The 12,328-nt window shown below is 57.9% G+C and carries 11 protein-coding genes; 3 read left to right on the forward strand and 8 right to left on the reverse strand.

Annotated features, from left to right (window positions below; translation table 11 throughout):
* Positions 1-523: 523 nt before the first annotated feature.
* Positions 524-4,414 carry a phosphoribosylformylglycinamidine synthase gene (purL, locus tag AC6I8I_RS14330; RefSeq protein WP_312759034.1) on the reverse strand — a complete coding sequence of 1,297 codons (3,891 nt, stop codon included), beginning with the start codon at positions 4,412-4,414 and terminating at the stop codon, positions 524-526.
* Between the two features lie 268 nt (positions 4,415-4,682).
* Here purL and mltF point away from each other — a divergent pair, with 268 nt between their 5' ends.
* A complete protein-coding gene (mltF, locus tag AC6I8I_RS14335) occupies positions 4,683-6,140 on the forward strand; it encodes a membrane-bound lytic murein transglycosylase MltF (RefSeq protein ID WP_312055130.1) in 1,458 nt (485 codons plus the stop codon).
* Positions 6,141-6,142: 2 nt separating this feature from the next.
* Here the strand turns inward: mltF and tadA are convergent, their stop codons facing one another.
* Together tadA and yfhb are read right to left on the reverse strand one after the other, a co-directional pair.
* Complete coding sequence (tadA, locus tag AC6I8I_RS14340) at positions 6,143-6,637, reverse strand: tRNA adenosine(34) deaminase TadA (protein ID WP_312055132.1); 495 nt, start codon at positions 6,635-6,637, stop codon at positions 6,143-6,145.
* A 63-nt stretch (positions 6,638-6,700) separates the two neighbouring features.
* Positions 6,701-7,339, reverse strand: a complete 639-nt coding sequence (yfhb, locus tag AC6I8I_RS14345) for a phosphatidylglycerophosphatase C (RefSeq protein ID WP_312055134.1) — start codon at positions 7,337-7,339, stop codon at positions 6,701-6,703.
* Positions 7,340-7,493: 154 nt separating this feature from the next.
* Here yfhb and AC6I8I_RS14350 point away from each other — a divergent pair, with 154 nt between their 5' ends.
* Both AC6I8I_RS14350 and AC6I8I_RS14355 read left to right on the forward strand, forming a co-directional pair.
* Positions 7,494-8,333, forward strand: a complete 840-nt coding sequence (locus AC6I8I_RS14350) for a MurR/RpiR family transcriptional regulator (protein WP_031376273.1) — start codon at positions 7,494-7,496, stop codon at positions 8,331-8,333.
* A 55-nt stretch (positions 8,334-8,388) separates the two neighbouring features.
* Positions 8,389-8,637, forward strand: coding sequence for a YfhL family 4Fe-4S dicluster ferredoxin (locus tag AC6I8I_RS14355; protein WP_031376274.1), 249 nt, complete (start codon positions 8,389-8,391; stop codon positions 8,635-8,637).
* Here the strand turns inward: AC6I8I_RS14355 and acpS are convergent.
* From acpS to rnc, 5 genes are all read right to left on the reverse strand, one after another.
* Positions 8,634-9,014 (reverse strand): holo-ACP synthase, encoded by a 381-nt coding sequence (gene acpS / locus AC6I8I_RS14360; protein WP_031376275.1) that lies wholly within the window; start codon positions 9,012-9,014, stop codon positions 8,634-8,636. The genes AC6I8I_RS14355 and acpS overlap by 4 nt on opposite strands.
* Positions 9,014-9,745 carry a pyridoxine 5'-phosphate synthase gene (gene pdxJ, locus AC6I8I_RS14365; protein WP_312055137.1) on the reverse strand — a complete coding sequence of 244 codons (732 nt, stop codon included), beginning with the start codon at positions 9,743-9,745 and terminating at the stop codon, positions 9,014-9,016. Before pdxJ ends, acpS begins: the two co-directional genes overlap by 1 nt.
* 72 nt (positions 9,746-9,817) lie before the next feature.
* Positions 9,818-10,546 (reverse strand): DNA repair protein RecO, encoded by a 729-nt coding sequence (gene recO / locus AC6I8I_RS14370; RefSeq protein ID WP_312055139.1) that lies wholly within the window; start codon positions 10,544-10,546, stop codon positions 9,818-9,820.
* Positions 10,547-10,550: 4 nt separating this feature from the next.
* Entirely contained in the window at positions 10,551-11,456 is a 906-nt protein-coding gene (gene era, locus AC6I8I_RS14375) for a GTPase Era (protein WP_031376278.1), read from the reverse strand.
* A gap of 150 nt (positions 11,457-11,606) precedes the next feature.
* Positions 11,607-12,287: a ribonuclease III gene (rnc, locus tag AC6I8I_RS14380; RefSeq protein ID WP_069728695.1), complete on the reverse strand. Its 681-nt coding sequence runs from the start codon at positions 12,285-12,287 to the stop codon at positions 11,607-11,609.
* Positions 12,288-12,328 lie beyond the last annotated feature (41 nt).

Consider the following 12,328-nt stretch of genomic DNA (forward strand, 5'->3'; position numbering starts at 1 on the left):
GCAGGAAGAAAGGGGCAGAAAATAAAACGGCAGGCGCGCTGGCCTGCCGTTGACGCGACGCCAGCGGCATCGCGGAACAATGGGTGGAGCCTTACTCAACGTTACGTCCGGCGTTTGATAACGTTGCAAAGCAAACGATTATCGATGAGGTGGACGGCAGGCTCCGTTTGGTGCGTCATTCGGATTTTATGAGCTCTTTTCCGCGGTGCGGGGCAATCATAAACAGGTGAATGAGCAGCGCATGGAGTATAGCAAGTTTCATGCCACTTAATAAATAGTGATGTTTTTCAGTAAATTGTCAGATTGCCCGGACCACCGGCGGCGTTAGCGAACCGCGAAAGCCGCTAAAAATTGTCGCCTGACAGCAACACTCAGCAGGGTCGCTAAACTATCTGATATAAATCATCAGGATAAATGTCGCCTGATAGCGACACCGTTGATCGGCGACTGTCGTCATTTGCCAACAGCCGCCTGAAAATAAAACAGGAGGCGCAGTGGCCTCCTGTTGTTATCAGCGGATTAATTAACCCAGCTGTTTACGTGCGTTGCGGAAAATACGCATCCACGGGCTGTCTTCGCCCCACTCTGCCGGATGCCAGGAGTGGCTGACGGTGCGGAACACCCGCTCCGGGTGCGGCATCATGATGGTGACGCGGCCGCTTTCGTTGGTGACCGCGGTAATACCGTTTGGCGAGCCGTTCGGGTTAGCCGGATAGGTTTCTGTCACTTTGCCGAAGTTATCGATAAAGCGCAGCGCCACCAGTCCTTTCGCTTCCAGCGCGGCCAGATGCGCCGGGTCGCGCACTTCAACGAACCCTTCACCATGGGAAACCGCGATAGGCATATGCGAGCCGGCCATTCCATCCAGTAACAGCGACGGACTGGCTGCCACTTCGACCAGGCTGAAACGGGCTTCAAACCGTTCAGACTGGTTACGCACAAAGCGTGGCCACAGGTCACTGCCGGGAATCAGCTCACGCAGGTTGGACATCATCTGACAACCGTTGCAGACGCCGAGCGCCAGGGTCTGCGGACGGTGGAAGAAGGTCTCAAACTCGTCACGCACCCGTGCGTTAAACAGGATTGATTTTGCCCAGCCTTCGCCGGCGCCCAGCACGTCGCCGTAAGAGAAACCGCCACAGGCAACCAGCGCCTGGAACTCTTCCAGACTACGACGTCCGGCCAGCAGGTCGCTCATGTGCACATCAACCGCGGTAAAGCCGGCCCGGTCAAACGCCGCCGCCATTTCAACGTGTGAGTTGACGCCCTGCTCACGCAGCACCGCAACCCGTGGACGCGCGCCGGTGGCGATCATTGGGGCTGCGACATCTTCCTGTGGATTGAAGGTCAGCGTAACGTTAAGGCCTGGATCGCTGTCGTTCTTTTTCGCTTCGTGTTCCTGATCGGCACAGGCCGGGTTGTCACGCAGGCGCTGCATCTGCCAGGTGGTTTCTGCCCACCAGGTGCGCAGCGTGGTCCGGCTTTCGCTGTAAACCGCGCTGTCGCCCGAACGAATCACAAAGCGGTCGCCCGGCTGCGCGTGGCCCAGCAGATGACTGCAGTCGGCCAGACCGTGATCGGCCAGGATTTGCTCCACCGCCGCGCGATCGGCCGCGTTAATCTGAATTACCGCGCCCAGCTCTTCAGTAAATAAGGCGGCCAGCGGGTCATTGCCCAGCGCCGCGATATCCACTTCAACGCCACAGTGGCCAGCAAAGGCCATCTCTGCCAGCGTCACTAACAGGCCACCGTCGGAACGATCGTGGTAAGCCAGCAGTTTCTGCTGCGCCACCAGCGCCTGTATCGCGTTGAAGAAGCCCGCCAGCTGGCTGGCATCACGCACGTCAGCAGGCTTGTCGCCCAGCTGACGATAAACCTGTGACAGCGCCGTAGCGCCGAGGGTATTGGCCCCGTTACCGAGATCAATCAGCAGCAGCAGGTTTTCACCATCGGGCTGCAGCTGCGGCGTAACGGTACGACGCACATCTTCAACCCGCGCAAACGCGGTGATCACCAGCGACAGCGGCGAGGTCATCTCGCGCTGTTCGGTGCCTTCCTGCCAGCGGGTTTTCATCGACATCGAATCTTTACCCACCGGGATGGTGATACCCAGCGCCGGACAAAGCTCTTCGCCGACCGCTTTTACCGCAGCGTACAGACCGGCGTCTTCGCCCGGATGACCGGCAGCCGACATCCAGTTAGCCGACAGTTTGACGCGTTTCAGCGAGCCAATAGCGGTGGCCGCGAGGTTAGTTAATGCTTCACCTACCGCCAGACGGCCGGAGGCGGCGAAATCGAGCAGCGCAACCGGCGCACGTTCACCCAGCGCAAAGGCTTCACCGTGATAGCTGTCGAGGCTGGCAGTGGTCACGGCACAGTTGGCGACCGGGATTTGCCACGGACCGACCATCTGGTCGCGCGCGACCATGCCGGTCACGCTGCGGTCACCGATGGTGATCAGGAACGTTTTCTCGGCCACGGCGGGCAGATGCAGCACGCGATTCACCGCATCCACCAGAGTGATGCCATCACGCTGCAGTTCACTGCCCTGCGCCTGCTGCGTCACGACGTCACGCGTCATCTTCGGCGTTTTGCCCAGCAGCACGTCGAGCGGCATGTCGATCGGTTTATTGTCGAAATGGCTGTCGCTCAGGCTGAGATGCAACTCTTCGGTGGCTTCACCGATCACCGCAAACGGTGCGCGCTCACGCTGGCAAATCGCTTCGAACTCAGCCAGCTTCTCGGGTGCCACCGCCATCACATAACGTTCCTGTGATTCGTTGCACCACACTTCCAGCGGACTCATGCCCGGCTCATCGTTGAGGATATCGCGCAGGTTAAACTGACCGCCGCGGCCGCCATCGCTGACCAGCTCAGGCATCGCATTCGACAGGCCGCCCGCGCCCACGTCATGGATGAACAGAATCGGGTTGTCATCGCCGAGCTGCCAGCAGCGATCGATCACTTCCTGGCAACGACGCTCCATTTCCGGGTTGTCACGCTGAACCGAGGCGAAGTCGAGATCGGCATCAGACTGACCCGACGCCATCGAAGAAGCGGCACCGCCGCCCAGACCGATATTCATCGCCGGACCGCCCAGCACCACCAGCTTAGCGCCGACGGTGATTTCACCTTTCTGCACGTGGTCAGCACGGATATTGCCAATGCCGCCCGCCAGCATGATCGGCTTGTGGTAGCCGCGCAGCTCGGTGCCATTGTGGCTGGTAACCTGCTCTTCATAGGTACGGAAGTAACCGTTCAGTGCCGGACGACCAAATTCATTGTTAAATGCCGCGCCGCCCAGTGGGCCATCGGTCATGATCTCCAGCGCGCTGACGATGCGATCCGGTTTACCGAAATCCTCTTCCCACGGCTGCCCGAAGCCAGGAATACGCAGGTTCGACACCGAGAAGCCGACCAGCCCAGCTTTTGGCTTAGCGCCGCGTCCGGTTGCCCCTTCGTCACGGATTTCACCCCCGGAGCCGGTTGCCGCGCCAGGCCACGGAGAAATCGCCGTGGGATGGTTGTGGGTTTCCACTTTCATCAGGATATGTGCCGCTTCCTGATGCCAGCGGTATTCGCTTTCTGCCGCGTCGGCGAAGAAACGCCCCACTTCGGAGCCTTCCATTACCGCAGCGTTGTCTTTGTAAGCAGACAGCACGTAGTCCGGCGTCTGCTCCATGGTGTTCTTGATCATCTTAAACAGCGACTTCGGCTGTTTCTCGCCATCAATAATCCAGTCGGCGTTAAAGATCTTATGGCGACAGTGCTCAGAGTTAGCCTGAGCGAACATATAGAGTTCGATGTCATTCGGATTGCGACCCAGACGGGTGAACGCCGCCAGCAGGTAATCAATCTCATCGTCTGCCAGCGCCAGACCCAGCGAGAGGTTAGCCTGAACCAGCGCCTGACGGCCCTCACCCAGCACATCGACACTTTTCACCGGCTGCGGTGAGTGGTGAGCGAACAGCTGCTCAGCTTGCGCCAGATCACTGTAGACCGTCTCCATCATGCGATCATGCAGCAGTGCGCCAAGCGACTGCCACTGCGCCTCGGTTAACTGAGGTGCCTGCACATAAAATGCCAGACCGCGCTCGAGGCGACGAACCTGCGGCAGATCGCAGTTATGGGCAATGTCGGTGGCTTTCGATGACCATGGCGAAATGGTGCCAGGACGCGGTGTCACCAGCAGCAGACGCCCTTGTGGCGCATGTTCAGCGAGAGAAGGACCATATTTCAGCAGACGCTGTAAACGGGTTTGTTGGTCGGCGCTCAGTGGCGCGCTGACATCGGCAAAATGGACGTACTCAGCGTAAATATCACTCACCGGCAGGTGAGCGTCCTGAAAGCGGGTCAGCAGTTTGTTTACACGAAATGCCGACAGGGCGGGCGAACCACGCAGAATTTCCATCATAAGATCTCTCGTCTTCGAAACGCCGGGCGACGCTTCATTGGGCGCAACAGGGGAAAACGGGGCGTATTATAGAGAAAGCGACCTCGCGACGAAACCGTTTGCGCAAAATTTATGGCCCACCGGATTTGCCTGAAATTTGCGCAAAACCTGCTATATGAGTTGCTCAGCTTCGCTTTGTTGCGCAAAATGCCCCTCGCTCTGGGAGTTCAAAGAAGATAAATACTGCCTTTAAAAGACAGAGGCCTTAGAGCCAGCGAGAGATAACTATTTGAAACGCCTAAAATTTAATTATCTGTTTATCGGTCTGGTCGCCGTGCTGTTAGCCATGGCATTGTGGCCGTCCATTCCGTGGTACGGCGGTGGGCAGGACACGATTTCACAGATTAAATCACGGGGAGTATTGCGTGTCAGCACCATCAATTCCCCGCTGACTTACTACACCATTAATCAGGCTCCAGCCGGTATGGACTACGAGCTGGCAAAACGCTTCGCCGATTATCTGGGCGTTAAACTGAAGGTGACGGTGCGCCCGAACCTGAGTGACCTGTTTGACGATCTTGATGAAGGCAAAGCCGATGTGCTGGCGGCGGGCCTGAATTACAACAGCGAGCGCCTGGCACGGTATCGAACCGGGCCCGGCTACTACAACGTTTCGCAACAGCTGGTGTATCGCGTGGATAAGCCACGCCCGAAAAACCTCGGTGATCTCAAGGGGCGGCTGACGGTCGCCTCGGGATCGGCGTACCTCTCCAGCCTGAAAAGCGCCCGCTCAAACCAGTTCCCCGATCTGGACTGGGCAATCTCCACCGATCAAAGCCCGAAAGCGCTGCTGGAAGCGGTGGCGGATGGCAAACTCGACTACACCATCGGCGACTCGGTGACAATCGCCCTGCTGCAGCGCATCTATCCTCAGCTGGCGGTGGCGTTTGACGTCACCGATGAAGAGCCAGTGACCTGGTATATGAAGCAGAGCGACGATGACAGCCTGAATGCGGCGATGCTCGACTTCTTTAACGGCATGGGTGAAGAAGGCGCGATGGCGCGACTGGAGGAGAAATATCTCGGTCACGTCGGGACCTTTGACTATGTCGATACCCGCACTTTCCTGCGCGCTATCGACAGCACCCTGCCCGACATCAAGCCGCTGTTTGAGAAGTATGCCACCAGCATCGACTGGCGCCTGCTGGCCGCCATCTCTTATCAGGAGTCGCACTGGAATCCGCAGGCTACCTCGCCGACCGGCGTGCGCGGCATGATGATGCTGACCCGCAATACCGCTGAGAGCCTGGACGTTGGCGACCGCACCGATCCTGAGCAGAGTATTCGCGGTGGCAGTCAGTATCTGCAGAATATGATGGAAAAAGTGCCGCAGACCATCCCGGAAGATGAACGCATCTGGTTTGCGCTGGCGGCCTACAACATGGGCTATGCCCACATGCTCGATGTGCGCAAACTGACGGCGCGTCAGGGCGGCAATCCGGATAGCTGGGCGGACGTTAAGCTGCGGCTGCCGATGCTGAGCCAGAAGCGTTACTACACCCAGACCACCTATGGCTACGCGCGCGGTCACGAGGCGTATAACTACGTCGAGAACATTCGTAAGTATCAGATTAGCCTGGTGGGCTATCTGCAGGAGCAGGAGAAGCGGCTGGCACAGCAGGTAGCTGCGCAAGCGGAACTGGCAAAAGGCTATCCGGCGGTTGAACCGAGCATCGCGATGAACTAGGGCTAACTCTGGCGCTGCGCCTGACGCAGCGCTTTTTTCTGCTCGCGCCGCATGCGGAAGAAGTCACTCAGCATGGCGGCACACTCTGCTGCCAGCACGCCGCTGTGCAATTCAATCTGATGATTCATGCCGGGATGGCCCAGTACATCCAGCAGCGAGCCTGCCGCTCCGGTTTTGACATCATGCGCGCCATACACCAGCCGGGTAATGCGACTGTGGACCATCGCGCCCGCGCACATCACGCACGGTTCCAGCGTCACGTAGAGCGTGGTGTTCAGCAATCGATAGTTTTCCAGTACCTTACCGCCCTGCCGCAGCGCCATCATTTCGGCATGGGCGGTCGGATCGTGCTGACCAATCGGGCGATTCCAGCCTTCGCCAATCACCCGGTCATCCTGTATCAGCACCGCACCGACCGGCACTTCGCCCTGCTCCCAGGCTAATCGCGCCAGGCTGAGGGCGTGGCGCATCCAGTATTCATCGCGTTGTTGATTCATGCAGGCCACTCCCGGCAACAGAAAAGCGGCGCATTATAGCGGTCTCGCGGTCGCGGGTGAAACTTATTCCAGCTGTTGCAGTTCACCCGCCGGCGTGACACGCCAGCGATGCTGGCAGAAAAACAGCAGCGGGTTATCCTGCTTGCTGTCGCTGTACCCGCTGTAAAGCTGCAGCGGCGTGCCGATTTTCTCCTCCAGCTGCGCCACTTTCTCATGGCCGAGACAGCGCATCGCCAGCACTCGTCCACCCCAGCCGCGCTGCATCTGGCTGGCAATCATTTTCACCCGCGGCAGAAAGGCGGAGTCGTAGTAAACCTGTTCGACCAGCGACTGCGGTGAGCCGGTAATCAGCCAGACATCGGCGTCGTCGCTGCCGAGATAGTCCGTCAGCCGCTGCTGCACCACCGGGAACGCTTTCACCCGCAGGCGAAACCATTGCGCGAAATCAGCTTCCAGACGCAGCAAGGTTCGCTCTGAATGACCAAAGGTGATCGACCACAGCAACAGGCTCATCGGCCAGCGTGCCGCCCGGCCTTTGAACAGCAATCCGAGCCCCACCACCGGCAGCAACGGCACCACCAGCAGCAGATTCAGCGGCCGGCGTCGCAGCAGATAACGCATGAAGGTGCCAAACATATCCTGTTGATGCAGCGTGCCGTCCAGGTCGAAAAATACGATGCGACGTTGTGTACCCTTGGTCAAACAACTCTCCTTTTCGCTGATTTTGCGCCAATAGACTCTATTGTAGCCATCATCAGGCGGCACGGCGATGGCTGTCATTTTTAATTCCGATGACTACAATGCCAGATGAATAGTTTATTCTTCGCAAATTACTCCTGAATCATGAGGATTGGGCATGAGTTCATTGCTGCGCATTCGCCAGCTTTATCCCCGCCTGGCGCTAAACGAACGCCGGCTGGCTGATTTTCTGCTGTCACAACCCGATCGGGCCCGCCATCTGAGTTCGCAAAAGCTGGCCGAAGAGTCAGGCGTCAGTCAGTCGAGCGTGGTCAAGTTCGCCCAGAAGCTGGGCTACAAGGGGTTTCCGGCGCTGAAACTGGCTCTGAGTGAGTCACTGGCTGACAAAGATGCCATTACCGTGCATAACCATATTCTCAGCGATGATCCGCTTAAGATGGTGGGTGAGAAGTTGCTGGCTGAAAAGCTGTCGGCGATTCGCGCCACGCTGGATATCAACAGCGAGGAGAAGCTCAACGAGGTGTTGCAGCTGCTAAAGAATGCCCGGCGCATTTTACTGGTGGGAATTGGCGCTTCAGGCCTGGTGGCGAAAGATTTTTCATGGAAGCTGATGAAAATCGGGATCAATGCGGTCGCCGAACAGGATATGCACGCCCTGCTGGCCAGCGTACAGGCGATGGGGCCGGGCGACGTGCTGCTCGCTATCTCCTATACCGGTGAACGGCGTGAGATCAATCTGGCCGCGCAGGAAGCCGCCCAGGTGGGTGCCGACGTGGTGGCCTTTACCGGCTTTACCCCGAATACTTTGCAACAGAGCGCCAGTCAGTGTCTCTATACCGTGGCGGAAGAGCAAAGCACCCGCAGCGCGGCGATCTCTTCGACCACCGCGCAGCTGGCGTTAACTGACCTGCTGTTTATGGCGCTGGTACAAAACGATCCGGAACGCGCCTCCAGCCATATTCGTCACAGCGAAGCACTGGTGAAAAAGCTGGTCTGATCAGCCGGAGGGCGTATAATAGCCGCGCTTTTTCTGTTGTAACCAGGTGGGAAAAATGGCGCTGTTGATCACGGCCAAATGCATTAACTGCGATATGTGCGAACCGGAATGCCCGAACCAGGCCATCTCGCTGGGTGATGCGATTTATGAAATTGACGTCAGCCGCTGCACCGAGTGCATCGGACACTATGATGAGCCAACCTGTCAGCGGGTTTGCCCGATCGATAACACCATTATCACTGATCCACAGCACACCGAATCACGCGATGCGCTGTGGGATAAGTTTGTGGTGCTGCACGGCTAGCTTTCGATAATTACCGTGGCGCAGGCGTAATGACGTTCGTCAGCCAGCGTCACGTGAACGCTTTTCACGCCCAGTCGCTGTGCCAGTTCATCCGCATGCTGGAAAAAACGTAACCCCGGTTTCCCCAGCGCATCGTTATAAACCTCAAACTGATTGAAGGCCAGACCGCCGCGAATGCCGGTGCCAAATGCCTTGGCCGCCGCCTCTTTGACGGCAAAACGCTTGGCGAGAAAGCGCACCGGCTGCTGGTGCGCCTGATATTGCTGCCATTCCGCTTCGCTCAGCACCCGACGTGCCAGCCGATCGCCGGAGCGCTCAATCACCCCGGCGATACGCTCGATTTCGACGATATCGGTGCCCAGCCCGAGAATTGCCATCAGCGACGCGCTTCACGCAGCAGCTGCTTCATCTCCCGGACTGCGTCAGGCAATCCGCTCATCACCGCACGCCCAATAATCGCATGACCGATATTCAGCTCATGCATCTCCGGCAGTGCGGCAATCGGCAGCACGTTGTGATAGGTCAGACCGTGGCCGGCGTTGACCTTCAGACCGAGGCTGGCCGCAAAGCTAGCCGCCTGACGGATGCGCGCCAGTTCCGCGTCGCGCGCCAGACCTTCCGGGGCTTCAGCGTAGGCACCGGTATGAATTTCGATGTACGGCGCCCCGCTGGCCACCGCCGCTTCAATCTGGCGGTGATCGGCATCAATGAACAGTGAAACCAGGATTCCCGCTTCACTCAGCAGCTTGACCGCCGCATTCAGCTTGTCCTGCTGGCCGGCCACGTCCAGTCCGCCTTCGGTGGTCACTTCCTGACGCTTTTCCGGCACCAGACAGCAGAACTGCGGCTTGATATCGCAGGCGATACCAATCATCTCATCGGTGACCGCCATCTCCAGATTCATCCGCGTCTGGATGGTGTCTCGCAGAATACGCACATCGCGATCGGTGATATGACGACGATCCTCGCGCAGGTGCACGGTAATACCGTCCGCGCCTGCCTGCTCAGCGATAAACGCCGCCTGCACCGGATCGGGATAGTTTGTCCCGCGCGCGTTACGTACCGTGGCAATGTGATCGATATTGACGCCTAACAGCAACTCAGCCATGACCATTCTCCCTTCTTATTCATCATAATGTTGAGTGTACCGCGTTGCGTCCGGCAAGCGGTACGACCAGCGCTATTCAGCCGCTTCGTCAGGTTTTTTTTTCGGGATAAACTGACGAAACAGCTCCTGACTCTTGAGCGGCTTACCGCCGAGGTAAGGTTTCAGGGCGATACGGGTGAACCGCTTGGCCGCTCGCAGACTGTCGGCATCGGGAAACTCACGCTCACACAGGGCGCGCAGCTGGCGACCGGTGAAACTGCGTTGATTCAGTACCAGGCTGGCGATAAAGCCGCGCTCTTCGCGGTAGCTGTAGGTCATCTCGTCGCTGACCGGCTCGCCGCTGCCGGCACAGTGCAGGAAATCGACGCCGTAGCCAAGATGGCCGAGCAGCGCCAGTTCGAAGCGGCGCAGCGCAGGTTCTGGCGACCCCTGAGATGAGGCTAAGCTTTGCAGACAGTTGAGGTAATCGAAGAACAGCTCGGAGAAGGGGAATTCCTGCTCCAGGACGCGGGATATCAGTTCGTTGACGTAGAGTCCGCAGTAAAGCGTGATGCCGCTGAGCGGTAACGCCAGCGACACTGCTTCGGCATTGCGCAGGGTTTTAACCTCGCCCCGCCCGCTCCAGCGAACCAGCAGCGGGGTAAAAGGCTGTAGCGCTCCTTTCAGCTGGGAGCGCCGTGAACGCGCCCCTTTCGCCAGCACCCGCACCCGCCCTTCGCTTTCGCTGAACAGGTCGAGCAGCAGACTGGTCTCACTGAAGGGACGACTATGCAGCACAAAGGCGCGTTGCCAGCCTTCCATCGAATCAGAGATCGTCTGTGTAACCCAGGCTGCGCAGCGCACGTTCGTCGTCCGCCCAGCCCGATTTCACCTTAACCCACAGTTCGAGATGCACTTTCGCTTCGAACATATCTTCCATGTCTTTACGCGCTTCAATGCCGATGGTTTTGATCTTGCTGCCTTTGTTACCAATCACCATCTTCTTCTGACCTTCACGCTCAACCAGAATCAGGCCATTGATGTCGTAGCCGCCGCGTTCGTTAGAGACGAAGCGTTCAATTTCTACCGTCACCGAGTAAGGCAGTTCAGCGCCGAGGAAACGCATCAGCTTCTCACGGATGATCTCCGACGCCATAAAGCGCTGTGAACGGTCGGTGATGTAATCTTCCGGGAAGTGGTGATCGGCCTGGCGCAGATGTTTACGGGTAATTGCCGCAATGGTATCGACGTTCTTCCCGCTTTCCGCCGAGATCGGCACGATATCGAGGAAGTTCATCTGCTGGCTCAGGAATTGCAGATGCGGCAGCAGAATACTTTTATCCTGGATGTTATCGACTTTGTTGATCGCCAGCACCACCGGCACTTTGCCGTCGCGCAGTTTGCCTAACACCATTTCATCATCCGGCGTCCAGCGGGTGCCTTCAACCACGAAGATCACCAGTTCCACGTCGCCAATTGAGCTGCTGGCAGCGCGGTTCATCAGACGGTTAATCGCGCGCTTCTCTTCCATGTGCAGGCCAGGCGTATCGACGTAGATCGCCTGATAAGCGCCTTCGGTATGGATGCCCATGATGCGGTGGCGCGTGGTTTGCGGCTTACGCGAGGTGATCGACACCTTCTGCCCCAGCAACTGGTTCAGTAAAGTGGATTTGCCGACGTTAGGTCGGCCGACAATCGCGACAAAGCCGCAATAAGTTACGTTTTCGCTCATTCGAGTCCTGAGTTATTCAGCGCCTGTTCAGGCGCCGGGATAGTGCATATTCGGGTCATGATTGATTCAGCGCCGGTTCAGACGCCAGGGCCAGCAGGCAGTCAGGTCATGATATAGCGGGCACCGTTGCCGGTGCCGGGGTCAGGGGAATTATTCGAGACCCAGTTTAATCAGCGCCTGTTCGGCGGCTGCCTGTTCTGCTTTACGGCGGCTGGAGCCTACGCCCACCACCGGCTCGGCCATGCCACTCACCTGACAGTGAATGGTGAATTCCTGATCGTGGGCTTCGCCACGCACCTGGACCACCAGATAGCTCGGCAGCGGCAGGTGACGCCCCTGCAGATACTCCTGCAGGCGCGTTTTTGGATCTTTTTGTTTGTCGCCAGGACTGATTTCGTCGAGGCGGCTCTGATACCAGTCGAGGATCAGTTTTTCTACCGTCTGGATACTGCTATCGAGGAAGATACCGCCAATCAGCGCTTCCACCGTATCCGCCAGGATCGATTCGCGACGGAAACCGCCGCTTTTCAGCTCACCAGGTCCTAAACGCAGGCATTCGCCGAGATCAAATTCACGCGCCATTTCCGCCAGCGTATTACCACGCACCAGCGTGGCACGCATGCGGCTCATGTCACCTTCATCAACCCGCGGGAAGCGGTGATAAAGTGCGTTCGCAATCACATAGCTGAGAATGGAATCGCCGAGAAATTCAAGACGCTCGTTGTGCTTACTGCTGGCGCTGCGGTGAGTCAGGGCCTGCTGTAACAGTTCCGAATGAGTAAAAGTGTAGCCCAGTTTGCGCTGAAGCTTGTTAATCAGGATGGGGTTCATGCGATTCCAGTTCTTTGTTGCGTCTGTGACTCTGCATACCA

Source organism: Pantoea sp. X-Soil-YNGN-775 (assembly GCF_059730575.1).